Below are 26148 nucleotides of genomic sequence, written 5' to 3'. Positions count from 1 at the left end.
TAAAGTCTGAAAAAAACGGATTTAAAAATTCTGCCTGTCTTTGAATTTTTAAATTAGGCAATTATGAAATTGATTCAATTAACTAAACTATTCGAGGAGGTTTAAATGATGAATGAGAACTACCCTGTTGTGGAAGGTGCGGAATCATTTTTTTAAAAAGGAAATGAGATTGGGATTGTTATTACTCATGGATTTATAGGAACTCCTCAAAGTGTCAGATTTCTTGGAGAAAAATTAGCCGAAGAAGGGTATTCTGTGTACGGTCCAAGATTAAAAGGACATGGAACCCATTACAAAGATTTAGCAAAAGCAACCCGAAATGAATGGTTTGGTGATGTCGAGAGAGGATATAGGGTTTTAGTAGAGCATCATTGTTCTTCCATCTTCATCATTGGCCAATCAATGGGAGGGACTTTAGCACTTTGGTTAGGGAACAAGTATCCAGAAATAAAGGGATTGATTTTAATTAATGCCGCTCTAACTGTCCCAAGTTACGAATACTTAATTGGGAAGGTAAGTCCAAACTTTGTTTATGAATCTGGGCCAGACATTAAACAAGAAGGAGTCCATGAAATTACGTATAACAAAATACCAGTTTTCGCTATTCATGAATTACAGGCATTAATGAACAATACGCTTGAGATTCTTCCTACTATTAAACACCCTGTTTTATGTTTTAAATCGATTGAAGATCATGTTGTTCCACCTGGAAATACCGATTTTATTTTAAAGCAAGTTCAATCCAATCAAAAAGAAGTATATACCCTTAAGAATTCTTATCATGTAGCATCGTTGGATTATGAGAAAGAAACAATTGTTCGTGAAGTAAATCGTTTAATAAAAAAACAGCTGAAAAGTAATCCATTAAAAAAAAAGAGAGAAAGTAGAAGCTGATTGGTCAACCAAAAGCTCCTGAGTGCTATGCATTCAGGGGCCTCTTTGTTTCTAAATAGAAAAGAGGGTGAGAGGTTTGAATATTGATCATATCGAAGCCTTTATGTATGTCGTTCATTATAAAAGTACTCATAAAGCAGCCGATGCTTTGTTTTTATCGAAACCGACTGTGACTGCACGAATTAAAATATTAGATCGTGAATTGGAGACGGAATTGTTTGAAAGGCGAGGAAGGAGCATTGTTATTACAGAAAAAGGAAGAGGTTTTGTCCCATTTGCTGAACAAATTATTCGTACGTAAGGCCAACCCGTTATTTTCCAAGCTGGTTCTTCGGAGGCAGGAAAGGACTTAGCTGCCAAAGAAGCTGATGCAGTATTTACTCATGGGGAATCACTTGTGGAAGCACAGTCATTCTATGAAGATGTAAAGTAGCGGGCAGAGGCATATGGAAGAATTCGCGATGAGATCAAAATCTTTCCCGGGGATCCGACACATTGTCGGTGCTGCGATAGAAGAAGCTGAGGACAAGTACAAAGCGATCCAAAATCTCGTTTCGATTGAAGAAGCACTGAATTATCTTGGCCGCTTTTTTGACCATTTTTACTTCAGTATCTTTCCACTTGATGAACCGTTCCCAGATATAGGAGACGTCGGACAAAATAGTTTTCGGTCAACAAAGGATAAAATCAAGCGATTAGCACGTGAGAACGAGTTAACACTTCGTGAAGTCGCTCTAGAAGTGACTACACCTAGAAGTGCTTTTTTTGGAACAGATGAGCAAGTAGCAGAACAATTAATTGAATGGACCTTAGGCAACGCAGCAGATGGATTTATCTTTGGCGCGCCAGTTGTTAAAAAGTGGGTTATCAGATTTAATTAATCATGTTATCCCACTAGTAGAAGAGAAAGGGGATTAGAATCGTGCTTATACAAGTGATACGCTGCGAGGTCATTTAGGAATTCCGTACAAAGAAAATCGTTATGCTATCAAACAAATCACGAATTAATAGGGGGAAAAAGAAATGTCAAGAGAACTATCAGTTGTAGTTTGGTCAAAAGAAGATTGTCATTATTGTGAAGAGGTAAAAGAATTCTTGCAAAATAAACAAGTTGAGTATCAAACGGTTGATGTGACCAACCATGATGATCGACGAGATATATTATAAGCAAAGTATGGCATTCGACATGTACCAGTCGTTGAAATTGGAGAAAATGTACGTATGAAGGAGTAAAAGAAGTTGGAATTTCTCATTTGGAAAAAGCAGTAACTCGTTATTTAGTAAGAACAAAATTCTTTGATTTAAACCGACTAAGTTAATGGGTTAAGTACATCTAAAAGGGTTACCTAGGGTTGAGAAGCTATTTAGATTAGGGTATGAAGGTGATGTACTTTGAGACCATTTTTAGTGACCAAAACTGATGAATCGATATGCAAAAAAGGCTGTTGAACGTTAGATGTGTAGGGGACTTAGCATTCTTAAAATGATATAAGATCTTTTAGGAGAAAAGGAGTGTATAAAATGAGTAATATTTAAAGTAATAAGATCTCATTAGCGTTGTCTGCTATCAAGGAACTTGCATATGGTCGTGTTGAAATTGTTGTACACAAAGGACAAATTACACAAATTGAGGCAACAAAGAAAATGCATCTTCCGTTGGAGAAGGAGGGGAATGCAAAAAAAAATAATTATTAGAAAATATTAGAATAATTGGATTTTTTTATAGACGCAAAAAAATAATTGAGATATAATAACTAATATAAAACATATCGTTTTACTGGGGTTTTATAAGAATAATATTGCCGGTCAGATAACTGAAGGCTCCTTAATCTTGCAAATAAATTGTAGGGTTAACGGAGTCTTTTGTGTTTTGAAACTAATAATACAATTAGATTAGTTTTTTAATGACGGCTCTAAATTAAATAGCAAACTGCTGATTGGACGACCAAAAGCTACTACTTATGATGATAAGTAATAGCCTTTTTGCTTTTTATTGGCTATTTAAAGGGGGATTGGATGAAAAGAAAGAGAAGCTGATTTGCATAGTTAGAAAGGTGCCGGTAATGAACATTACGGGGGGATATATGGGACGGTAGAAGATACGGTGGCGTTTTCGATGAGCTATATTAAGGAACTAATTAGTTGAGGATATGGTATATCAGTTTTTAAAAAAATGAAAACATAAATACTTGTTGACAACAAAGTGAAATCTGTATTAACATTATTAAAAATAATGAATAATATGAAAATTATAAAGCCGACTATGAAGATGCGATTTGTTGAGTTTGCCGTATATCATAGCGGTGCCGACCATGAAAGTGGAGGCCTGATGTTAAGGATATCTTAACATTGGGTCTTTTTTTGTTAAAGTGTCACAGAAAGATAGGATAAGAAAAGTAACCACAAAGAGGATTTTCTTATGTCTTTATTCTGAGTAAATAAATTTGTTTAATAGGTATAATCGAATTTCCCGACCATGAAAATGGAGGTCTGACGTTAAGTGTGTCTTAATGTTAGGCCTCTTTTTGATAGAAACGGAGAATGGTTGTTTTTTGAGGAAGAATAAACGCTTCCTTGAAGAAGAACAATGGCACCATTCCTGTCACGGACCTTTTCTGTAAAAGCGATTGAGGAAATGTCTGTGACGAGGAGCTCTTGTTGCTAAGAGGTTTTTAACGAACAAAGGGGGCGAAGGCAAAAAGAATAAGGTCATTACCATTTCATTCAGAGAAATGAGGAAAAGTGGAGGGGAAACATGAGTCAATCATTATTGGAAATAAAGCAGGTTGACAAAACATTTCAATCGAGTAAAGGTGTCGTCCGTGCATTGCATAATTTTCATTTACAAGTAAGAAAAGGCGAGTTTATTACCCTTATTGGTCCAAGTGGTTGTGGGAAAAGCACATTGCTAAAAATCATTGCTGGATTGGACATTGATTACGACGGGGAAGTGACATTAGATGGGAAAAGAGTAAGGGGACCTGGAATTGATAAAGGCTTTATTTTTCAAGAGCCACGTTTATTCCCGTGGTTAAACGTTGAGAGCAATATCGCGGCCAATTTGTCACTGCGAGATCGAGATGTCCGTGAAAAAGTGAAGGAATTAATTGAATTGGTTCAATTAAATGGCTTTGAAAAAGCGTACCCAAGAGAGCTTTCAGGGGGAATGGCACAAAGAGTAGCGATCGCAAGGGCGTTACTACGAAATCCACGTGTTTTATTGTTAGATGAGCCTTTTGGAGCATTGGATGCTTTCACTAGAGCTCATATGCAAGAAGTATTGCTTGATATTTGGCAAAAAAATAAAACAACGATGATCTTTGTTACTCATGATATTGATGAAGCGATCTTTTTAGGGAATCGTGTAGTTGTGTTAAAGCCTCGTCCAGGTGAAATTAAAAACGTGATTCGTGTTGACTTGCCTTTTCCACGTAAAAAAGCTAGTACTTCTTTTCAAGAGTTACGCTACAAAGTGTTAAGTGAATTCGAAACAATTGATGAGATGAAGCTAGTTGATCGGGCAGGTATATAAGGAGGAGTGTTGTTAATGGAAACAAAGAGAACAAATATCTTTGCATACGATGTAAATCATAAACAACCGGCAGCAAATAGGAAGGTAAAAAAAAACTGAACAGCTTCTTAAAAGGAACCATTTTGCCAATTAGTGTACTTGTAATTTGGCAATTGGCCAGTTACTTGAATTTAGCGTCTCCGCTTCTTTTTCCGTCGCCGGTAACAATAGGAAATGCGTTTAGTCAGTTACTTGTATCGGGGTCGCTGTTTGAGCATTTATCCATTAGTGTCAGTCGTGCTCTTGCTGGCTTTGTTTTAGGTGGAGGTCTTGGGCTACTATTTGGTCTTTTGGTCGGGTTTCTTCGGAAAACGGAGAAAGTGCTTGATCCGTCCGTTCAAATGATCCGAATGGTTCCTCATTTGGCTGTTGCGCCATTATTTGTGCTCTGGTTTGGAATTGGGGAGACATCAAAAGTGTTATTAATTGCAAAAGGAGCCTTTTTCCCTCTGTATATTAATACATTCCTTGGAATTCGTGGTGTTGATAATAAGCTATTTGAAGTATCAAGGGTGTTAGGCTTTAGCCAATTGAAACAGTTGCTCCGGTTAATTATTCCCGCCGCTCTTCCACATATTCTTCTTGGAGTCCGGCTTTCTCTAGGAGTGGCATGGTTAGGGCTTGTTGTAGCGGAGCTTATGGGTTCAACCTCTGGAATTGGTTATTTAATGTCTGATGCTAGGCAGTTCGCTCAAACGCCTGTTGTATTTGTAGGTATTATTATTTTTGCAGTTGCTGGGAAAGTGACGGATAGTTTTGTCCGCTTGTTAGAACGAAACCTTCTAAAGTGGCGAGATAATTATCAAGGGTAATAGAGGAGAGGACGTATGAGAAATCAAGTGGAGCAAATAGGTCAGAAGACAGGAAAAAGAGCAAGCTTACCGAGTCATCTCGATCAGAAGTGGAAAGGAAGGTTCAGCGACTTTACAATTGGCGCGATCTTGCCACTAGCCATCATTTTAGTATGGGAACTCTTTAGTTATTTAGGATTGATTTCAACGTTTTTCTTGCCTTCGCCCTCCATGATCGCTGAAGCATTTTGGGAATTAACCAATACTGGTCAAATCAGTCAACATTTAGGTGTGAGTCTTGGTAGAGCTGTACTTGGGTTCTTACTAGGTGGGACGCTTGGCTTGTTATCAGGGATTTGGGTGGGCTTTTCGAGACATGCAGAAGATTTGCTTGATCCAAGTATGCAAATGTTTCGAATGATTCCACATCTAGCGATTGCGCCGCTTATTATTTTATGGTTTGGATTTGGTGAAGTGTCCAAGATTTTAATTATCGCAAAAGGGGCATTCTTCCCTTTATATATTCAGACCTATTTAGGGATACGAGGGGTCGACAATAAGTTGTTTGAAGTCGCCAATATATTAAATTTCAATCGCTATGCGCAAATTGTAAAACTTATTGTACCGGCAGCTTTACCGAATATCCTGCTTGGCTTGCGTTTGTCATTGGCGATAGCTTGGTTAGGTTTAGTTGCAGCTGAATTAATTGGTTCTGAATCAGGTGTAGGATTTCTTATTAATTTGGCAAGACAACATTCAAATACAGAAATTATATTTGTTGGAGTCATTATTTTTGCTGTCGTTGGGAAATTGATAGATTCATTTGTCCGAATATTGGAACGACGGCTGTTGAAATGGCGAGATAGTTACCAAGGATAATAGAAGGAGGTAAGAGGATGAGCGTATTAGTAGGAGCAAGTGATTTGACTTTACAAGCAGATGTCCTTGTCATTGGTGGGGGTCCAGCAGGAACATGGGCGGCGATAAAAGCCGCTGCTAAAGATGCGAAAGTCATTTTAGTGGATAAAGGATATTGCGGATCAAGCGGTGCAACAGCCCCTTCTGGAACGGGAGTCTGGTATGTCGAACCTGATAAAGCAGCAAGGGAAGAAGCGAAAAAGAACCGCTATCAACTTGGAGGTCAGTTAGCTGAAGACAGTTGGATGAATCGTGTACTGGACCAAACATATGAAAATATGAACAACCTAAGTCAACAAGGCTATCCTTTTCCAAAAGATGAAAATGGCAATGAATATAAAAGGGGCTTGCAAGGACCAGAATATATGCGTTTAATGCGAAAACTAGTAAAAAAAGCAGGTGTGAAAATTTTGGATCATAGTCCAGCGCTGGAACTTCTCATGGATGAGCATGGAGTTGCAGGAGCGGCAGGTAAGCGAACACAAACAGGGGAAACGTGGACGATATCAGCAGGAGCTGTCATTATCGCAACAGGTGGATGCGCTTTTTTAAGTAAGGCACTTGGTACGAACGTATTAACAGGAGATGGCTACTTGCTGGCAGCAGAAGCAGGAAGTGACTTCTCTGGAATGGAATTCTCGAATGCGTATGCGATTTCTCCAGTATTTTCATCCGTTACGAAAACAGCTTACTACAGGTTCGCTACTTTCTATTATGAAGATGGTTCTGTTGTCGAAGGGGCAGGTTCTACACGTGGTCGTTCGGTGATCGCTAGAAATTTAATGGAGGGTCGCCAAGTGTATGCTAGGTTAGATCAGGCTCCCGAGGATATTCAGTCTCTATTAAGAGTCGGGCAACGCAACTTCTTTTTGCCATTTGATCGAGCTGGAATTGACCCATTTATAGACCGGTTCCCTGTGACGATGAGGTTAGAAGGGACTGTCAGGGGAACGGGTGGAATTAATATTATCGATCACACATGCGCAACGAAAGTTCCCGGATTGTATGCGGCTGGAGATGCAGTGACGCGAGAGTTCATATGTGGTGGGTTTACAGGAGGAGGGAGTCACAATGCGGCTTGGGCGATGTCTTCTGGTACATTTGCCGGGGAAGGAGCAACGGTTTACTCCAAGAGTTTAGGACAGAAAAAAGCAGATAGAAAGCTAATTGGCGTGTCAACGGCATCTTGGACGAAAAAGAAGCAAAGCAATGAGGCGAAGAAAGTGCAAGAGTTCGTCCGTGCTGTGCAAGGTGAAGTCATGCCGTATGATCGTAATTTGTTCCGAACGGATTCAGTCTTGAAAAAATCATTACATCAGCTAGATCATCTTTGGGATGAAATACAGAAGGAAGCTATTTCATATCAAAGTGAACAGGCAGTAAAGACTCGGGAAGTTCAAGCGATGATTGCGACTGCACGCTGGATGTATCATTCTGCTATTGCTCGTACAGAAACGAGGGGAATGCATAAGCGCATTGATTTCCCGACGCTAGACACTCAACAAGAATATCGTTTAATTAGTAGTGGACTAAAGAAGATCTCGGTTACATCGATACCAGTCAATAGGGAGGTTGAGGTACAGTGATTGAACTTGTAAGTGAAACAAGATGCATTGGATGCAATCTTTGTGTCTCAGTTTGTCCAACTAATGTATTTGATGCAAGAGAAGGAGAAGCACCAGTGATCGCCCGCCAATCAGATTGCCAAACATGCTTTATGTGCGAATTATATTGTCCGGTTGATGCGTTATATGTTGATCCGAATGCGGAAGAAAGCATTCAAGCAAATGAAGAAGTATTAATAGACAAAGGATATCTTGGAGATTACAGAGAGAAAAATGGCTGGGGGCGTGGAAGACAGCCTGTATCCAAGCATGAAGACATGATAAAACTATCGAAGCTGCGTTTTTAATAGAGTAGGGGGAAATTACGTGTATATGAAACGAAGACGAACAAAGAGACGGAAAAATGTTATCGTGAGCTTGTTGCTATTTGGATTTTTGCTTGTGCTACAAGGGTGCGGAGCTCAAACGAGTGAGGAAAGTGTGAGTGCTTCAAATAATGAAACAACGAAAGTTATTCAATATGGATATATTGGAACCAATACAAAGAACTTGCCAGCTAACGCTGAAGGGTGGGGCTTTCATAAAGGGATTTTCCAAGAAGAATTAAAACAGTACGGTATTGATGAAGTCGTGCTAACAGGCTTTCCGAATGGGCCTGACCAAACGGAATCGCTGATAAGTGGAAGATTAGATTTTGGTAGTTTAGGAGATACTCCAGCAATCTTAGCTAAGTCTGTTGGGGCAGAAACAAAAGTCATTACACAGTCGACAATTAAAAATATTGGATATTTGATTGGGGCAAAAGCTGGACCCAAAACAATACATGATTTAGAAGGGAAGACCGTTGCAATCCAAAAGGGATCATTTATGCATCGTTATATTGCTGGACTTTTAAAACAGGAAGGGGTTGAAAACGTTAATTTGATTCATATGTTGCGACCTGATGGAGAAGCTGCACTAGTTAGAAATGAAGTGGACGCGATGACGAATACAGGTGTCAATGCATTGAATTTACTCAATGAAGGCTACACTTATATTGATGACGCCGAAAATCATCCTGATTTGTTAGGAACGAGTGTCACTGTGGTAACGGAAGATTTCTTAGCTGAATTCCCTGAATTTCCGCAAATTTGGAATGATATACGAGCAAAAGCAATAGAAGATTTAAAACAAAATGAAGAAGAATACTATGAATTTATTGCGGAGTTAACTAATAGTACGGTTGAACTTGTGAAGGAAGCATCCCCCATTAGTTATATTCAAGAAGAGCCGATAACGGCAGAAGGGACATTGTTACTCGAAGGAACAAAACAATTCTTAGTTGAAGAGGGTTTAGCTACAGAGGACTTCGAGATAAGTGAATGGATTTATGATTAAGTAGAACCCCGGTGCGGTAACGTACTGGAGTTATGTTTAGTGGAGGTGGTTCAAAAACGTTAGCCGGTATCGCTGAGAATATTGATATGGATGGGATGGATTTTGTAGCCCCTATTTTAGTAGGAATCTCAAAAGGTGTATCAATTAAGGTGATTGTATCTCCAGCGGTTAATTTACCATTGATAAGGAGTGGAAAGCTTGAGCAATGTAAAAGTAAATTCTTACATCGATCGTCTTTTGCCAGAAGTAGAGGCAAATCGTAAAACAAAATATGAGGTTAGCCCACTGTTTGTAAATCGTTGGTCTTCACGTGCTTTTAGTGAAAAAGAAGTGACCAAAGAAGTATTATATGCCATCATTGAAGCTGCATCTTGGGCACCGTCTGCTAGTAATGAACAACCATGGCGTTTTGTCATTGCCGAAACTAAAGAAAAAAAGGACCTATTCCATAGCTTCATTAACCCACGTAATCAACTTTGGACAGAAAAAGCGCCAGTATTGCTTCTGTTGGCATCTAAGAAGCAAAGGTCAAATGGGAATCCAAACGGAACTCATAGTTTTGATACAGGAGCTTTTTGGGGATATTTTGCTTTACAGGCTTCAATATTAGGTCTTTCTACAAGAGCAGTTGGAGGATTTGACAAAGAAAGTGCTAGAAAGACTTTACAAATCCCAGAAGACCTTGATTTACATGCGGTCATTGCTCTTGGATATCGAGGGCAACGTGAAACATTACATGAAGATTTTCAAGAAGTAGAGAAACCAAACACACGTCGTCCTTTTTTGGATAACTCGTTGCCTTTTTAGATTTTTAATACTTGATTTTAAAGCGAGAAAATTTAAATAAAAACATAGTTGGCAGATGGGTTTTGTTAGAATAAAATGACAATAACTTAACATGATGCTTATCGGTCAAACGAAAGCTCTTCTCCTAAATATAAGGATAAGAGTTTTTTTGTCTTTGGGAGAAAGAATAACAAAATTGAATAAGTAGAAGGAGGGGCTGTACACCTAATTTGAGAATTCACATTAGAAAAGACCTAAGGTTTAAGAAAGTAGGCTAGCCATATAGTCTTTAGAAGATGCACTTTTTTTAGCTTTAATTCATAGTATGTATATAGGGTTAATTAGTTTAAAGAAGAATCAACGTAAACAAATAATTGAAAGCTCTTTTCTCATTCAAAAGGCTAATAGTATTACAAAAACCAATCTAAAAATTTTGGAGGTTTAATTATGAAGTTTTCAAGTGCGATAAAAGCTCAATTTCTTATTATAACTTTTCTGATTAGCTTGGCGCTCTTATCTGGGTGCGGAACTGATCAAAGTTCTGCTACTTCAGACTCTGATGGGGCATGGTCTACAGATACTGTTCATATCGGTTATCAAAAATTTGGTACGCTAAACATTTTAAAAGCAGAGGGGACTTTAGATAAGAGGTTGAATGAGCAAGGAATCGCTATCGAGTGGATTGAATTTCCAGCTGGACCGCAACTTCTGGAAGCTTTAAATGTGGGAAGCATTGACTTTGGACACACCTGAGAAGCACCTCCTATTTTTGCCCAAGCTGCGGGAGCGCCGATTGTTTACATTGCCAATGGGCCGCCATCACCAAAAGGGGAAGCGATCCTTGTTCAAGAGAATTCACCAATTCAGTCGGTAAAGGAGTTAAAAGGAAAGAAAGTTGTGTTAAATAGAGGATCAAATGTGCATTATTTATTAGTTAAAGCAATTGAAGATGCAGGTTTAATATTAGATGATATTGATGGTTCTTTTTTGCCACCAGCTGATGCTAGAATTGCATTTGATAGAGGAGATGTGGATGCTTGGATTATTTGGGATCCGTTTTTCGCATCAGCAGAAGTGGAGCTAGGGGCGAGAGTTCTTCAGGATGGAGATGAATTAGTCGCAAATAGGGAATTCTTATTAGCTGAAAAAACGTTTGCAGAAGAACAAGATGAGATCATTTCAATCATTTTAGAAGAGTTAGATATAGTTGATCAATGGGTAGCTAATCATATTACCGAAGCGGCAGAGTTTTTATCTCCAGAAGTAAATATAGAGGCTTCGATTCTTGAGCGCGTTTTAGACCGAAGAGGATTTGGGGTAGAGCGCGTAACCGAAGATGTGTTAGCTGATCAACAATCAATTGGTGATACATTTTACAATTTAGAATTAATTACAAATAAGTTAGATATTTATGATGCAGCTGTTGATTCAAAATAAGAAAGGGTTAATTTCAATGAAACTATTATGGTTTATTCCAACACATGGTGATGGTCGCTACTTAGGTTCTACGAAAGGTGGAAGGCCAGTTACTTTTCCATATTTAAAACAAATTGCTCAAGCGGTTGATAATCTCGGTTATTACGGTGCATTATTACCAACAGGTGTTAGTTGTGAGGATTCTTGGGTTACCGCCTCTTCCTTAATGCCAGTAACGGAAAGAATGAAGTTTCTTGTTGCTGTTCGTCCAGGCTTACTATCTCCTTCTGTTGCAGCTCGAATGGCAGCAACATTAGACCGAATGTCGAATGGCCGTTTGCTTATTAATGTGGTAACTGGCGGAGATCCTGTTGAACTGGCTGGAGATGGACTGCATTTACCACATGATAAGCGTTATGAATTAACAGATGAGTTTCTAGAAGTGTGGAGAGAGGTCATGAGTGGAGAGGCAATCAACTTCAAAGGAAATCATTATCATTTTGAGCAAAGTCGAATCGCATTTCCTCCTATCCAAAAGCCATACCCTCCTCTTTATATAGGGGGCTCATCAGATGCGGCGATTGGGGTGACTGCAAAGCATATTGACGTCTTTTTAACATGGGGGGAACCACCTGCACAGGTAGCTGAAAAATTAATAAAGTAAAAAAAGCAGCTGAAAAAACAGGGCGTACCGTTTGTTTTGGTATTAGACTCCATGTTATTGTGAGGGAGACAGAAGAAGAGGCTTGGACGGCTGCTGGTCAGTTAATTAGCCAATTAACTGATGAAGACATCAAAGCGGCTCAAAAAGTATTTGCTCGATTCGACTCAGTTGGACAACAGCGAATGTCCTCACTTAATAAAGGAAGTAGAGAATTTTTAGAGATTAGCCCAAACCTATGGGCAGGAGTTGGACTTGTACGTGGAGGAGCAGGAACAGCCTTAGTGGGGAGTGCAGATATCGTTGCTGAAAGAATAAAAGAATATGAACGTTTAGGAATTGATACTTTTATATTATCAGGTTATCCGCACCTTGAAGAGGCATACCGAGTTGCTGAATTGCTTTTTCCAAAACAAAATATTACAAAAGAACGAGAAGAAGAGAAACAGTGGCTAAGTCCTTTTGGTGGCATTGCTGCGAGATAATGGAAGGTGAGATACAATGAAAACAATAGTTTCTAAACTTGCTCCATGGGGTTTGCAATTTTTTTTCTTATATGTTGGCAACTGTTTTCGATGGCTGGTCTTATATCGAATCGATTTCTTCCTGCTCCGACGGATATCCTACCTGCTGCTGGAAAGTTACTAGCGAATGGTGATCTATTTGAACATATATTTTTTAGTTCACAACGTGCATTTATCGGTCTTTTGATTGGGGGGACAATTGGATTTGTATTTGGGATAATAAATGGTATTTCCAAATTATCGGAAACTTTATTTGATTCGTCCATTCAAATGATTCGGAATATACCACATTTATCTTTAATTCCCCTTGTTATTTTGTGGTTTGGAATTGGAGAAGAGGGAAAAGTGTTTCTAATTGCATTAGGTGTGTTGTTTCCTATTTACCTTAATACGTACCATGGCATCCGTTCTGTCAATCCTGAATTAATAGAAATGGGGAAAAGTTATGGATTGACGCATCTGCAATTGTTTTTGCAAATTATCTTACCAGGAGCTTTATCGTCAATTCTTGTTGGATTACGATTTGGCTTAGGTATTATGTGGGTTACATTGATTGTAGCAGAGACGATTTCAGCAAGTTCGGGTATAGGTTATTTAGCCATGGATGCCAGAGAATTTATGCAACTGGATGTTGTTGTATTAAGCATCATGTTATATGCTTTGCTAGGCAAATTATCGGATTGGATGGCTAAGGTGCTTGAGTATCGCTTTTTAAAATGGAACCCGAACTATCAAAAAAAATGGAAGGATGAGGACAAGAGTGAGCCAATCGTATATTCAATTGAAACATGTCAGGAAGAATTTTGGGGAAAAACAAGTTCTAAAAAATGTGCAGCTTGATATTTCAAAAGGTGAGTTTGTTTCTATTGTAGGAAAAAGTGGCTGCGGAAAAAGCACTCTTTTACGGCTTGTCGCTGGACTTGATGAACCAACACAAGGGACGATACAGATTAAGCATTCACCAGTATCGGGAATTGCAAAAGATGTACGGATTATGTTTCAAAATGGACGACTGCTTCCATGGAAAACGGTTCTTCAGAATGTTCGTTTAGGATTGAAAGAGGGTGGTACAAATAAAGCGTTAAAGGCTCTTGAACAGGTCCAGCTAATCGAACGAAAAAATGAGTGGCCATCTGTCTTATCTGGAGGGCAACAGCAGCGTGTATCTTTGGCGCGAGCGCTCGTTCATTCTCCGTTATTGCTATTACTTGATGAACCGTTGGGGGCACTAGACGCTTTAACACGGTTAGAAATGCAGCAATTAATTGAGAACTTATGGAAAGAAAAACAATTTACAGCTATTCTTGTTACTCATGATATTGAAGAAGCAGTTACGTTATCTAAAAAAGGAAAATGGACAATTGAGGGACTCTTCTATTCATCGCACTTTTCATGAATGAGAGTCCCTTTTGCATATGCTGATAAAGGAAAGAAGCACTGCATTTAAGTAAATCCCTTTTGAAGGAGAGGGTTGGAAGAAATAGAAACTTTGTTATGTTGCAGCAACGAGGGGCTTAGAAAGGACTGGGGATCGAATCAGAAAAAAAGCTGGCTCAGCAAAGAGTAGTCATTTGCTGAGCCAGCTTTTTACAGTCGTTTCTTTGAATTCTCCGGATTAGAAGAATTCACTTTTTTCTTTTGTGTCCCGAAGCGCTTTTTCTCGGTCACATCAATTTGCGTAATTTGCGAATCGTGTACAGTAATAACAACTGTACCATATTCAAGATGTTCGAGTGAATCAATAATTTCTGACACCTTATCGTTGAAATGAGTATCCATTTGATATCCTCCTTAGAATAATAATTGTTTATAATTATGATTTAAATTTTTTATGATAAAATGGAATTTAAATGTAAAAGTTTTCTGGTAAAAATACTTTTACATTTGTTGGAGTTGCAAATACCTGTTCTCCCGATTTTAAATTTAACTCTTGAAAACGGTCCTTATTAATCTCAGCTTCAATTAACTCGTCATCATGCACTTTCTTTAATTCTAAGTTTACGATTGGACCGACTATATGAATATGGTCAATGATAACTGGAATGGCATCCGCATTTGTTGGCTCACGTTCAATATTGATATTATGAGGACGGTAATATCCAGTTGCTTCTAATTGATCATGATCTTTAAATTCCGGTGTGTGAATCTCTAAATCACCAAATTTTGCTTTCCCATCTTGAATTCTCCCTTTAAACAAGTTGACATTGCCTAAGAAGTTATAAACAAATGGTGTTTGTGGATGCTCATACACTTCTTCTGGTGAACCGATTTGTTTAATTTTCCCATCACTCATAATAACAACACGATCAGCCACATCTAGGGCTTCTTCTTGGTCATGTGTTACAAACACGCTTGTAATGTGGAATTCATCATGTAATCTTCTTAGCCAGCGCCTTAAATCTTTTCGAACCTTTGCATCAAGGGCTCCAAATGGTTCGTCTAAAAGCAAGACTTTTGGCTCAACTGCAAGAGCGCGGGCGAGGGCAATACGTTGTCTTTGTCCCCCAGAAAGTTGTGCTGGGTAGCGGTTAGCAAGTCCTTCCATCTTCACGAGATTTAAAAGTTCATAAACTTTATCGTTAATTTGTTGTTTTGTGGGACGAGTTTTTTTAGGTCGTACTTTTAAACCAAAAGCAATATTCTCAAATACGGTTAAATGCTTAAAAAGAGCATAATGTTGAAAAACAAAGCCAACCTGTCTTTCTTTTGGATCGGTATTTGTGATATCTTCTTGATCAAAAAGAATCGAACCTTCATTTGCGACTTCTAAGCCTGCAATGATACGTAAAAGTGATGTTTTTCCAGAGCCAGAAGGTCCAAGAAGTGCGACTAACTCACCAGTAGGGATATCTAAATTAATGTTGTTTAAAGCCGTAAAAGATCCGAATGTTTTCGTGACGTTTTGAATGTTAATACTCATTAGGAAGCTCCTCCACTATGTTTTGGTCCATGTAATTCATCTGCTGATTTCCACTCAATAAAATTTTTTACAACTAAAGTTAGCAGAGCGAGAATCGACATTAAGGAAGCGACCGCAAATGAAGCGGCGAATTGATATTCGTTATATAATATTTCGACATGTAGTGGCATCGTATTTGTTAAGCCACGAATGTGTCCAGATACAACAGAGATGGCTCCAAATTCACCAATGGTACGAGCATTACAAAGAATAAGGCCGTAAAACAATCCCCATTTTATATTTGGTAGTGTAATTCTAAAGAACGTTTTCCAACCACTTGCTCCAAGTGTCAATGCGGCTTCCTCCTCCGCTGTTCCTTGTGCTTGCATTAGAGGGATCAGCTCCCTAGCAACAAAGGGGAGGGTAACAAAAATCGAAGCTAATACGATTCCTGGTACTGCAAAAATAATCTGTATGTTGTGACTTAACAACCACGGACCTAATAGTCCATGTGCACTGAAAAGTAGTACAAAGATTAATCCTGCAATAACTGGAGAAACAGCAAAAGGCAAATCAATTAATGTAATCAAAAAGCTCTTTCCTTTAAATTCAAATTTCGCTATTGCCCATGAAGCTGCAATTCCAAATAGTAGATTAAGAGGAACCACGATTGCCGCAACAAGTAGCGTTAATTTAATTGCTGATAGCGCATCTGGTTCTGTAATAGAAGCTACGTATACAGCAACACCTTGTTCAAATGCTTTTACAAAAATTGTCACTAGCGGCAAAACAAGAACTAATAATAAGAATAACAAAGCAATGGAAATTAAAGTCCAACGAACGAATTTAGATTCTGAAGTAGCTTGTCTTGGTGTTAGATTAACTCCTTTACTAGTCTGAAGCGGGACATTTCCAGCCATAACAAATACCTCCTAATCTCTAATATGGCGTTTATTTGCCCACCATTGTAATAGATTTATTAGTAATAAAAGTAAAAAGGAAACGATGAGCATAACAGCTGCAATTGCTGTTGCTCCTGCGTAATCATATTGTTCTAGTTTTGTCATAATTAACAGTGGCGTGATTTCGGTACTCATAGGCATGTTTCCGGAAATAAAGACGACCGAACCGTATTCACCGAGTGCACGAGCGAACGCTAAGGCGAACCCCGTCAATAAAGCGGGGATGACTTCAGGGAAGATGACTTTCGTAAAAGTATGAAACCTGTTGGCGCCAAGGCTTGCTGCCGCTTCTTCGACTTCCTTCTCAAGATTTTGTAGTACAGGTTGAACCATACGAACAACAAAGGGCAATCCAATAAAGGTAAGAGCAAGAACAACACCTAAAGGAGTAAAGGCAACTCTAATTCCAAGAATTTCAAGGTATTGACCTATCCATCCAGTTGTAGCATAAAGACTCGTCAAAGCAATACCAGCTACAGCTGTAGGTAAGGCGAAAGGTAAATCAACCAAGCCATCAATAAACCGTTTTCCTGGAAATTGATAGCGGACGAGCACCCAAGCAATGAGTAATCCAAACACAGCGTTAATCGCTGCAGCTGCAAAAGCAGCACCAAAGCTCAACCTGTAAGATGCCATTACACGAGGTTCCGTAATTGTATTCCAAAAAGAATTCCAGTCCATCGCGAGTGTATTAATAAAAATCATTGATAATGGGAGTAATATTATAAAACCGAGATACATCATCGTAAAACCTAAAGAAAGTCCGAATCCTGGGAGGATGCTATGTTGTTTCCATTTTAAAGCTAGTTTTTTCTCCATTTTCTTTCCTCCTGATATGGTGGGAAATTAGCGGTGGCTCAAAAAAGAACCACCGGCTAACGATTAAGGTTGATAAATTTGATCAAAAATACCGCCATCATTAAAGTGTTTCTCTTGAGCTGCTTGCCATCCTCCGAATACTTCATCGATTGTAAATAGATTTACTTCAGGAAAGAATTCGGCATAGTCTGCGAGTACTTTTTCACTTCTAGGACGATAATAATGCTTAGCTGCTAGTTCTTGAGCTTCTTCTGTATATAAGAAATCAAGGTAAGCTTCAGCAACTTCGCGTGTTCCTTTGCGGTCAACGACTTCATCTACTACAGTTACTGGGGGTTCAGCTAGAATACTAATAGAAGGAACGATGATTTCAAATTCATCTTCTCCAAGTTCATGCAATGCTAAGAACGCTTCGTTTTCCCATGAAAGAAAGACATCTCCAATTTTGCGTTCGACAAATGTAGTTGTCGAACCACGAGCGCCAGAATCCAATACTGGTACGTTTTGGAAAATTTTGGTGATAAATTCTTGAGCTTTTTCCTCGTCTTGACCGTACTCCTCCATTGCGTATCCCCAAGCAGCGAGATAATTCCAGCGTGCACCACCTGATGTTTTCGGATTTGGTGTGATAACAGATACACCTTCTTGAATCAAATCATCCCAATCTTGAATATTATGAGGGTTTCCTTTCCTCACAAGAAAGACAATTGTTGATGTGTAGGGTGACGAGTTATATTCTAATCGCTCTTGCCAATTTTCAGGGAGTAATTCTCTTGTTTCATACAACATATCAATATCATACGCTAACGCAAGCGTTACAACGTCAGCCTCTAATCCATCAATAACAGACCTACCTTGTTTCCCGGAACCACCGTGTGATTGTTGAATTGTAACACTTTGCCCAGTTTCTTTTTGCCAATACTCTGCAAATTCTTGATTAAAGTCTTGATAAAATTCACGTGTAGGATCATATGAAACATTTAACAGTTCAATAGAATCAGCTGCATTGTTTCTATGAATAGAGTCAGGGCTTTCTGTTTGTTCAGTGGAAGTACTATCGCCGCAAGCTGTTAAAAAAATACTTGCTAGTGCCAGTGTGCTGATCCACTTCTTCTTCATAGTTCCAAATTTCAGTTTTTTCATAATTAGTCATCTCCCGAGTGTTTTATTAAATTTTGAAAGCAAGATCAAGAAAAGGGAGAGTATTCATTTTAAAGCCCTTTTCAATTATAGAAAGAGGACCTCCGGTTGACCGGTCGGTATACCAGCAATCAAAAATGACATCTACAAAGGTCAGTTTTGATTACCAAATATAATTGTTTTTTATATAATATGTATATTAATCCGATATGTCAACTATGTTTTATAAAAAAACTTTGTTTTAAATAATGTACATCTTATTCATCTTCAATCCATTATTATTCGTATTAATAAAGAAAGTTGACTTGACAAATGGGAATTGTTTGAATATTATTTGTGTAATTTAATTTCTAATTAATGCCAACTAGATCACTAGAGGCTCGCATTCAAGGGCATACCCTTTGTTAATGTGGGCCTTTAGTGAGTTCTTTACTCATTTTTAAAGGAGGGGATAGGATTGTTTTTAGATCAATGTAACTCTATAGATGTGTCTAATAAAACAAAATTAGACCATGATCATTTCTTAAATTTACCAGATTTAAAATATGTTGAACTATGCAAAGAACGATACGGAATTAATAAAGGAGTCTATAACACAATTGATTTATGGTTCTTTGAGCAAGGAATTAAGAAAATAATCATTCGTCGATTTTACATTCTTGCCTTTTTAGATAGGATGAAAAGAGAACTTCCTAAAAATGAGGATGATCTGAAATTTGGTCATGGTGGTTTAACCAAAAAGCTGAATGTCTTCATACAAAACTTTGATAATAGAAGAGAGGGGCAGTTATGAAGAAAATGATTATCTTTGGTGGAGATCGCTTAGGTGTAATACCGTATAAGTTAAGTAATCAAGGATTTGAAGTGCTGTCTCACATTAATGGACGGAAAACCAATATGGTTAAAGTAAATATACCAGAGGAAACAGATCTTGTTCTTGTTTTAACTGATTATATAAATCATAATGTTACAAACTCGATAAAGAAACTGGCGAATAAAAAGGTAATTCCGGTAGTTTATTCTAGACGTTCGTGGAGTTCAATCGCTAAAGTATTAGAAGAGCAGTGATTCTAGAAGTAACTTCTCCAAAATTTTAAAATTTATATATAAACTAATTTATACTAATAAAATCATTAAATTAATAATTTACTATCATTTAATTATAAATTTATCTGGACTTTTCAATAACTAAGCTAATATAATAAAACAAATAAGTTTAGTCGGGATTGAAGTTTGGAGTGTTTATAATGACTTTTGAAATTGGTTTTGTCCTTTTTGTTGTAGTTGCTATGCTCATTTGTTTAATTAAAGAAATAGCAAGACCTGATTTTATTGTATTTTGTGCGTTAGCGGTTCTCCTTTTAACCGGAATTTTATCTCCAGCTGATGCATTAAGAGGATTTTCGAATGAAGGAATGTTAACGGTGGCACTTCTTTTTATTGTAGCTGGGGCAGTAAAGCAAAGTGGAATGTTAAATCATGTTGTGACAAAGTCAATGGGAACTGGGAAAAGTCCAAAAATGTCTCTTGTACAAATGATGGTTCCTGTCTCAACGCTGTCCGCCTTTTTAAATAACACGCCAATTGTTGTGATGTTTACTCCGGTTATTCGGAAGTGGTGTAAAGAAAGAAATATTTCACCATCAAAGTTTTTAATTCCGCTGTCTTATGCAACTATATTTGGTGGAACTTTGACATTGATAGGTACTTCCACTAATTTGGTGATTCATGGATTTATGTTAGAAAATGGAATGTCCGGATTCTCTATGTTTCAATTAGCTATTGTCAGTCTCCCTGCAGGTTTATTGGGAATTTTATATATGATTACAATCGGTTATAAGTTATTACCTGAAAGAAAAACATCAGAAGAAGCATTCGATGAAAGTTCTCGTGAGTATTTATCTGAAGCTTTAATTGAGGTGGATTCTCCGTTAATCGGAAGAACGATTGAAGAAGCTGGGTTACGAAACTTACAGGGGCTTTATTTAATAGAAGTAATAAGAAATGGTGATCGTACTGCCCCAGTAGCCTCTTTTTTGAAATTAAAAGCTAACGATAAATTAATTTTCACAGGCATGTTATCAACGATTGTCGAATTGCAAAATATTAAAGGTTTACGAGTAGAGACTGGAACGAATTTAAAGTTGGAAAATCTTCAGAATGGAAGTGCTGCTCTAGTCGAAGCTGTTGTTTCTCATCAATCCACGTTAATTCAACAAACAGCTAAAGAAAGTCGTTTTCGTAGTAAATACGATGCTGGAATTGTTGCAGTTCATCGTAATGACGAAAGAATAAATAGCAAAGTCGGAGAGATTAAATTAAAAGCAGGGGATACATTACTCTTATTGGCGAATAAAGATTTTATTAATAGATGGTCCAATACAAGAGACTTCTATTTGCTTTCCCAAATAGAAGACCCTGAAATTGTTTCCCCAAAAAAATCAATTATAGCAATTGTAACTTTAGTAATGATGATTCTGCTAGCCTCTTTTAATATTTTACCAATGTTCAAAGCGGCACTTTTGGCTGTTATCACTCTTTTGGTAACAAAGACGATTTCTTTTGAGGGAGCTAGGAAATATATCCAGTTTGATATACTATTATTAATCGCATGTGCAATTGGCATTGGAATAGCATTAGAACAAACAGGGGCCGCTGCATTAATAGCCAATCACTTTGTTCAAATTACAAAAGGTGCAGGAGTGATCGGGGCGATTATTGTAGTTTATTTCTTAACAACATTATTTACCGAAATTATAACGAATAATGCAGCTGCTGTATTGATGTTTCCTATATCACTTGCAATTGCTAATCAATTATCAGTTGATCCAATGGCCTTTTTTGTAACAATAGCTATCGCTGCATCAGCTAGTTTTGCGACTCCGATTGGTTATCAGGCAAACTTAATTGTTTATGGACCGGGTGGGTATCGTTTTTCCGATTACCTCAAGATAGGAATTCCGCTTAATATTTTATATATGATTGTGACAGTGATTATTGTTTATTTTGTCTGGATTTTTTAAAAGGCAAGGTTGTTTCCTCTGTTACTGAAAAATGATTAAAATGAAATATAGTCGACTAGTTCACTAGAGACTCTGAGTACAGTTAAGTCTGTGTCAGAGTCTTTTTTTTGCTAATTATGAGGATGTATGAGGTTGGAGGAGAAGTTACTTGAAGTATATAAGTATACTTATTTGGGTCTTCTTAATATTAAGCGTTGTTTTAGTAAGTTCTTTAATTTAATTCTATGTAAATGAACGCCTCCTGATTTCCCTGTAATCATTGGCCTATTTGCATTAAAAATACGCAAATAAAAAAATCAAAATATTATTGACAATTAGCTTCATGTGCTGTATGATAATTTTAATTCCAAGTAAACTAATTGAATTAATATGTATTCTAAATATTACTGCTGATCGGACTACCGAAAGCTCTCTCAATTAATCTGAGAGAGCTTTGTTTTATAAACAGGAATGTATAAAAAGTTTGCCAGTCAACTGGAGACTTCCCCTTAAAAAGGTCGGAGGTCTTTTTTTGTATATTATTTTAAGGAGGTGACACATAGCTAGGTGGAATGAATGAAAATAAGGAATAGGAGTGAACGATACAATGAGTATTGAAAAACGTCAAATGAAACTTGGGGCATTTTTTATGATTCCTGGTCATCACGTTGCTTCTTGGAGACACCCAGAAAGTGCTACAGAAGAAATTCTTCAATTTGATTTATATAAGCGGTTAGCAAAGATAGCTGAAAACGGAAAATTTGACATGATCTTTTTTGCAGATGGTTATGCGGTGAATGATGATATTGATTCAGCTATTGAGCATACCGTAACCGTAAGACCTGATCCACTAACGTTACTTTCAGCCATTTCTGCAGTTACAACAAAAATCGGGTTAACGGCAACCGTTTCTACAACCTATAATGAACCGTATCATGTTGCTCGTAAATTTGCTTCACTTGATCATATAAGTGGAGGGCGAGCTGCATGGAATGTTGTGACATCATCAAAAAATGCAGAAGCACGAAACTTTAATCAAGATGAACATTTACAACATGAATCTCGTTATGAGCGAGCTGAAGAGTTTGTGAATGTCGTTAGGGCTTTGTGGGATAGTTGGGAAGATGAAGCCTTATTGATTGATAAAAAAGCAGGACGGTTTGCAGACCCTGACAAAGTTCATGAAATAAACCATAAAGGAAATTGGTTCTCGGTAAAGGGTCCACTTAATGTTTCGCGACCAATACAAGGTCATCCTGTCGTGATTCAGGCAGGTTCTTCTGAGGCAGGGAAAGAGTTGGCGGCTAAAACGGCTGAAGTTATTTTTACAGCCTGGCAAACATTAGAAGAAGCACAACGGTTTTACAAAGAGGTAAAAGGAAGATTAGCTAAATATGGCCGTTCTTCAGAGGATTTAAAAATTATGCCAGGTGTGTTTCCGATCATTGGAAGAACAGAAGAAGAAGCTGATGAAAAAGAACAGTTATTACGAGAGTTAATTCCTGAAAAAGCAGGTGTTGGGTTGCTTTCAGTTTTGATTAGCTATGATTTATCTGGGTATCCAGTAGATGGACCACTTCCTAATTTGCCGAATGTAAATGAGATAAATGGTGGAAAAAGCAGGTTCCAGCTTGTAAAAGATTTAGCTGATCGGGAGCAATTGACAATCCGAGAGCTCTATCAACGTATTGCTGGCGCTAGGGGGCATCGTGAAATTAAAGGAACACCCGTTCAAATTGCTGATCAATTACAGGAGTGGTTTGAAAATCATGCGGCAGATGGCTTTAATATAATGCCTCCATATTTACCGGGAGGACTTGAAGATTTTGTTGAATTAGTTATCCCTGAATTGCAAAAAAGAGGATTATTTCGAACGGAATATACGGGGAATACACTTCGTGATCATCTTGGTTTACGTCGTCCTCATTCAAAACAAGTAGAACAGACACTAAAAAAGCTTAGCTAACTGAAGGTTTAATTCCGACTAAGCGAGTTTGTTTAGTCGGGACATATTGAACATGTAAGGAGGAGAGTTAGTTGAATATTACAAATCGTAGTATCGCGATAAAAGTATATATTGTTGCTCTATCTTTGCTTTTGTTTGGGTGCGGAAGCAATACGGATATACAGGGGAAAACAGGTGAGGATTCACAAACAAGTGATGAACAACTGGAAACGGATACGCTTCGATATTTAGGAACGGTTGGTCAGGTGACTTTCCCTGAGTTAGCAGAAGATTTAGGTTATCTCGAGCCTCTTACACTTGAGTGGACAGGGAATACGACAAGTGGGCCTGAAAATATTCAAGCAACGGTTACCGGGGATATTGATTTTGGAGGAGCGTTTAACGGAGCGATCGTAAAGTTGGTAGAAGCAGGAGCTCCTATCACGTCAGTTATTAGTTATTATGGATCGGATGATGAAACGTGGAATGGCTATTTTGTAGTTGACGATAGTCCGATAAAAGAAGCAAAAGATTTAATAGGTAAGCAGATTGGTGTCAATACTCTCGGAGCGCATCATGAATTTGCCATTGTTGAATATTTACGAAGAGAAGGATTGTCAAAAGAAGAAATAAGTGATGTATCACTCGTAGTCATCCCACCAACTAATGGAGAACAATCACTGCGCTCTGGTCAATTAGATGCTACGACGCTCGGAGGCGTGATAAAAGAGAAAGCATTGGAGCGTGGTGAAATTCATCCCCTATTTAAAGACACTGATTTATTTGGATCCTTTAGTGCTGGTACCTTAGTTTTTCGAGATGATTTTATTGAAAACAATCCAACTACGGTAGCTACTTTTGTGGAAGGGACGGCCAAAGCAATTGAATGGGCACGTAACACCCCTGGTGAAGAAGTAAGAGAACGGATGGAGAACATTATTGAGAATCGTGGTAGAAATGAAGATACTGAGCTTGTTCAATATTGGAAAAGTGTAGGGATTGAAGGAGAGGGTGGAATTATTTTTGATGAGGAAATCCAAATATGGATTGATTGGTTAGTGGAAGATGGTTTTTTAGACGAAGGGAAGATTACCGCGACTGATGTTTATACGAATCAATTTAATCCTTATGCAACGAAGAAGTAAGGAACCACTAAAAGGGAACTTATGAAAAAGGGGTGTAGGAAAATGACAACGAAAATCAGCATAAGGGATGTGTCAAAGTCATTCTTAGTGAAGAGTAGTAATCAAAAATTAAAACAAGAGTTTACAGCCTTATCGGATATCAACTTAGATATTGATGCAGGAGAGTTTATCGTTCTTGTCGGTCCTAGCGGGTGCGGAAAATCGACGTTGCTGGATTTAATCGGGGGTCTGACAAGCGAAAGCAGTGGAACGATTCAGCTTAATGGAGAGACGATTTCAGGCCCAGCTTTAAATAGAGGAATTGTATTTCAACAGTATGCTCTTTTTCCTTGGCTCACGGCTTTGGGGAATGTTACCTTCGGGTTAGAGGTGAAAGGCTATGCAAAAAAAGAGCGAACCGAAATTGCGAAAGAATATCTTTCTCTAGTTGGATTAGATGGTTTCGAAGATCGCTATCCACATGAGTTATCCGGAGGGATGAAGCAACGAGTTGCTATAGCAAGAAGCTTAGCTTATGACCCCGATGTTCTGTTAATGGATGAACCTTTTGCGGCACTTGATGCACAAACACGTGAGACGCTGCAAGAGGAGTTACTGCGCATTTGGAAGAAGACAAAAAAGACAATTATCTTTATTACCCATGGAATTGATGAAGCTGTGTTTCTTGGACAAAGAGTAGCGGTGATGACGTCAAGGCCTGGACGAATCAAAAAGATCCTTGATATTCCAATTAATCCGTTAGAGTCTAATAAAGATATACGCTCTTTGCCAGAATTCGGAAAGTATCGGCATGAAATTTGGTCATTGTTGCATGAGGAAATTGACAAAGCGCAAAAGTTTGAAAAACAAATTATGTAAGGTGGAAAGGAGGAACTGCGTTGGCACGAACAGATGAGACGATTCACTTTCCAAAAAAGCAGCCTATTTCAATGTTTAGAACAAGCCGATTTACCGTTAGCATGACAACCTTTTTCAACAAATCAATTGCAATTCTCTTTCTACTAGCCGTTTGGGAGATTATTCCAAGGGTTGGATTAGTAGAGGTGGCCTTCTTTCCACCATTTTCAACCGTATTAGAGGGCTGGTGGGAGTTAGTGACTTCTGGTCAATTGTATCAACATATTACAGCTAGTTTGACACGATCCGTTACAGGATTTGGAGTTGCTGTTGTAACAGCTATTCCATTAGGGCTTGCGATTGGGTGGTTTCGAAGGTTTTCAGATCTTGCTAATCCATTACTTGAAGCATTTCGAAATACAGCTGCGCTTGCGATTCTGCCCGTATTTATTCTACTACTTGGAATTGGGGAAGCATCAAAGATTGCTGTTGTTATCTATGCGTGCACTTTTCCTATTCTTCTCAGTACGATAAGCGCCGTTCGAAATGTCGATCCACTCTTGATTAAGTCGGCGAGGTCGATGGCGCTTAGTCCAATCAAGCTTTTTATTAAGGTAATATTACCAGCGGCTGTTCCGACAATGTTTGTTGGAATAAGGTTAGCAGCAGCATCTTCTATTCTTGTTTTAATTGCAGCAGAAATGATCGGAGCAAAAGCTGGACTTGGTTATTTAATTATTTATTCCCAACATAGTTTTCAAATTCCGTATATGTATGCTGGGATTTTAACAATATCCGCCCTCGGGATGCTCGTGAATTTTTTACTGCTTCGCCTAGAAAAACGTTTATCAAAGTGGAAAGTTAATCATTAAACGTCAATTAAAAACATTTTAAGG

Annotated in this window: 24 protein-coding genes and 5 pseudogenes; 24 read left to right on the top strand and 5 right to left on the bottom strand. The window is 38.1% G+C overall.

Translation table 11 applies throughout. The features are described 5' to 3' along the window. Positions 1-168 precede the first annotated feature (168 nt). The 17 genes and pseudogenes from SLH51_RS19280 (at position 169) to SLH51_RS19210 (ending at position 13899) form a co-directional block, all read left to right on the top strand. On the top strand, positions 169-894 hold the full coding sequence (locus SLH51_RS19280; RefSeq protein WP_335963114.1) for an alpha/beta hydrolase: 726 nt from the start codon (positions 169-171) through the stop codon (positions 892-894). A 76-nt stretch (positions 895-970) separates the two neighbouring features. Further along, positions 971-1192 (top strand): annotated as a pseudogene (locus tag SLH51_RS19275) (LysR family transcriptional regulator); the annotation flags it as partial. Between the two features lie 3 nt (positions 1193-1195). Continuing rightward, positions 1196-1902: pseudogene (locus SLH51_RS19270) on the top strand (LLM class flavin-dependent oxidoreductase); the annotation flags it as partial. A 15-nt stretch (positions 1903-1917) separates the two neighbouring features. After that, positions 1918-2213: pseudogene (locus SLH51_RS19265) on the top strand (glutaredoxin family protein). 238 nt (positions 2214-2451) lie between these two features. Further along, positions 2452-2589 (top strand): DUF2292 domain-containing protein, encoded by a 138-nt coding sequence (locus SLH51_RS24530; RefSeq protein ID WP_390184024.1) that lies wholly within the window; start codon positions 2452-2454, stop codon positions 2587-2589. A 1060-nt stretch (positions 2590-3649) separates the two neighbouring features. Further along, positions 3650-4426 carry an ABC transporter ATP-binding protein gene (locus tag SLH51_RS19260; RefSeq protein WP_335963108.1) on the top strand — a complete coding sequence of 259 codons (777 nt, stop codon included), beginning with the start codon at positions 3650-3652 and terminating at the stop codon, positions 4424-4426. Positions 4427-4521: 95 nt separating this feature from the next. Beyond that, on the top strand, positions 4522-5277 hold the full coding sequence (locus tag SLH51_RS19255; protein ID WP_335963112.1) for an ABC transporter permease: 756 nt from the start codon (positions 4522-4524) through the stop codon (positions 5275-5277). 15 nt (positions 5278-5292) lie between these two features. Then, entirely contained in the window at positions 5293-6135 is an 843-nt protein-coding gene (locus SLH51_RS19250) for an ABC transporter permease (protein WP_335963107.1), read from the top strand. A 17-nt stretch (positions 6136-6152) separates the two neighbouring features. Next, positions 6153-7760, top strand: a complete 1608-nt coding sequence (locus SLH51_RS19245) for an FAD-binding protein (RefSeq protein WP_335963106.1) — start codon at positions 6153-6155, stop codon at positions 7758-7760. Continuing rightward, the gene (locus tag SLH51_RS19240; RefSeq protein ID WP_335963105.1) at positions 7757-8086 is read left to right on the top strand and encodes a ferredoxin family protein; all 330 of its coding nucleotides are present in this window, start codon (positions 7757-7759) and stop codon (positions 8084-8086) included. Before SLH51_RS19245 ends, SLH51_RS19240 begins: the two co-directional genes overlap by 4 nt. Before the next feature lie 25 nt (positions 8087-8111). Then, a complete protein-coding gene (locus tag SLH51_RS19235; RefSeq protein WP_335963111.1) occupies positions 8112-9116 on the top strand; it encodes an ABC transporter substrate-binding protein in 1005 nt (334 codons plus the stop codon). A 198-nt stretch (positions 9117-9314) separates the two neighbouring features. Continuing rightward, entirely contained in the window at positions 9315-9923 is a 609-nt protein-coding gene (locus SLH51_RS19230) for a nitroreductase family protein (RefSeq protein ID WP_335963104.1), read from the top strand. Positions 9924-10349: 426 nt separating this feature from the next. Further along, on the top strand, positions 10350-10655 hold the full coding sequence (locus SLH51_RS24525; RefSeq protein ID WP_390184025.1) for a type 2 periplasmic-binding domain-containing protein: 306 nt from the start codon (positions 10350-10352) through the stop codon (positions 10653-10655). A 12-nt stretch (positions 10656-10667) separates the two neighbouring features. Next, positions 10668-11339 (top strand): ABC transporter substrate-binding protein, encoded by a 672-nt coding sequence (locus tag SLH51_RS19225; RefSeq protein WP_390184029.1) that lies wholly within the window; start codon positions 10668-10670, stop codon positions 11337-11339. A gap of 16 nt (positions 11340-11355) precedes the next feature. Further along, positions 11356-12464: pseudogene (gene ssuD, locus SLH51_RS19220) on the top strand (FMNH2-dependent alkanesulfonate monooxygenase). 16 nt (positions 12465-12480) lie between these two features. Next, positions 12481-13241, top strand: a pseudogene (locus tag SLH51_RS19215) (ABC transporter permease subunit); the annotation flags it as partial. A 10-nt stretch (positions 13242-13251) separates the two neighbouring features. Further along, positions 13252-13899 (top strand): ABC transporter ATP-binding protein, encoded by a 648-nt coding sequence (locus SLH51_RS19210; RefSeq protein ID WP_390184026.1) that lies wholly within the window; start codon positions 13252-13254, stop codon positions 13897-13899. A 191-nt stretch (positions 13900-14090) separates the two neighbouring features. Here SLH51_RS19210 and SLH51_RS19205 read toward each other — a convergent pair whose 3' ends face one another. The 5 genes from SLH51_RS19205 to SLH51_RS19185 all read right to left on the bottom strand — a co-directional run bounded on the left by SLH51_RS19205 (position 14091) and on the right by SLH51_RS19185 (position 18302). Next, positions 14091-14282 (bottom strand): YezD family protein, encoded by a 192-nt coding sequence (locus SLH51_RS19205; protein ID WP_335963102.1) that lies wholly within the window; start codon positions 14280-14282, stop codon positions 14091-14093. A 67-nt stretch (positions 14283-14349) separates the two neighbouring features. After that, the gene (locus SLH51_RS19200) at positions 14350-15423 is read right to left on the bottom strand and encodes a sulfate/molybdate ABC transporter ATP-binding protein (RefSeq protein ID WP_335963100.1); all 1074 of its coding nucleotides are present in this window, start codon (positions 15421-15423) and stop codon (positions 14350-14352) included. Continuing rightward, positions 15423-16322 carry a sulfate ABC transporter permease subunit CysW gene (gene cysW, locus SLH51_RS19195; protein WP_335963099.1) on the bottom strand — a complete coding sequence of 300 codons (900 nt, stop codon included), beginning with the start codon at positions 16320-16322 and terminating at the stop codon, positions 15423-15425. Before cysW ends, SLH51_RS19200 begins: the two co-directional genes overlap by 1 nt. 12 nt (positions 16323-16334) lie before the next feature. Then, complete coding sequence (gene cysT, locus SLH51_RS19190) at positions 16335-17183, bottom strand: sulfate ABC transporter permease subunit CysT (protein ID WP_335963098.1); 849 nt, start codon at positions 17181-17183, stop codon at positions 16335-16337. A 63-nt stretch (positions 17184-17246) separates the two neighbouring features. Continuing rightward, positions 17247-18302: a sulfate ABC transporter substrate-binding protein gene (locus SLH51_RS19185; RefSeq protein ID WP_390184030.1), complete on the bottom strand. Its 1056-nt coding sequence runs from the start codon at positions 18300-18302 to the stop codon at positions 17247-17249. Between the two features lie 478 nt (positions 18303-18780). Here SLH51_RS19185 and SLH51_RS19180 point away from each other — a divergent pair, with 478 nt between their 5' ends. From SLH51_RS19180 to SLH51_RS19150, 7 genes are all read left to right on the top strand, one after another. Beyond that, a complete protein-coding gene (locus SLH51_RS19180) occupies positions 18781-19116 on the top strand; it encodes a hypothetical protein (protein ID WP_335963095.1) in 336 nt (111 codons plus the stop codon). After that, positions 19113-19391, top strand: a complete 279-nt coding sequence (locus SLH51_RS19175; RefSeq protein WP_335963094.1) for a DUF2325 domain-containing protein — start codon at positions 19113-19115, stop codon at positions 19389-19391. Before SLH51_RS19180 ends, SLH51_RS19175 begins: the two co-directional genes overlap by 4 nt. Before the next feature lie 179 nt (positions 19392-19570). Then, the gene (locus SLH51_RS19170) at positions 19571-21346 is read left to right on the top strand and encodes an SLC13 family permease (RefSeq protein WP_335963092.1); all 1776 of its coding nucleotides are present in this window, start codon (positions 19571-19573) and stop codon (positions 21344-21346) included. 586 nt (positions 21347-21932) lie between these two features. Then, positions 21933-23291 carry an LLM class flavin-dependent oxidoreductase gene (locus SLH51_RS19165; protein ID WP_335963090.1) on the top strand — a complete coding sequence of 453 codons (1359 nt, stop codon included), beginning with the start codon at positions 21933-21935 and terminating at the stop codon, positions 23289-23291. Between the two features lie 71 nt (positions 23292-23362). Continuing rightward, on the top strand, positions 23363-24415 hold the full coding sequence (locus SLH51_RS19160; RefSeq protein WP_335963088.1) for an ABC transporter substrate-binding protein: 1053 nt from the start codon (positions 23363-23365) through the stop codon (positions 24413-24415). 42 nt (positions 24416-24457) lie between these two features. Continuing rightward, positions 24458-25273: an ABC transporter ATP-binding protein gene (locus tag SLH51_RS19155; RefSeq protein ID WP_335963087.1), complete on the top strand. Its 816-nt coding sequence runs from the start codon at positions 24458-24460 to the stop codon at positions 25271-25273. 71 nt (positions 25274-25344) lie between these two features. Then, positions 25345-26124, top strand: coding sequence for an ABC transporter permease (locus SLH51_RS19150; RefSeq protein WP_390184031.1), 780 nt, complete (start codon positions 25345-25347; stop codon positions 26122-26124). Positions 26125-26148 lie beyond the last annotated feature (24 nt).

This window comes from Halalkalibacter kiskunsagensis (genome assembly GCF_037027555.1).
Lineage (GTDB): Bacteria > Bacillota > Bacilli > Bacillales > Bacillaceae_D > Halalkalibacter > Halalkalibacter kiskunsagensis.
The sequence above is the reverse complement of the archived record's forward strand: the minus strand, read 5'-3'. Positions and strand labels throughout refer to the sequence as shown.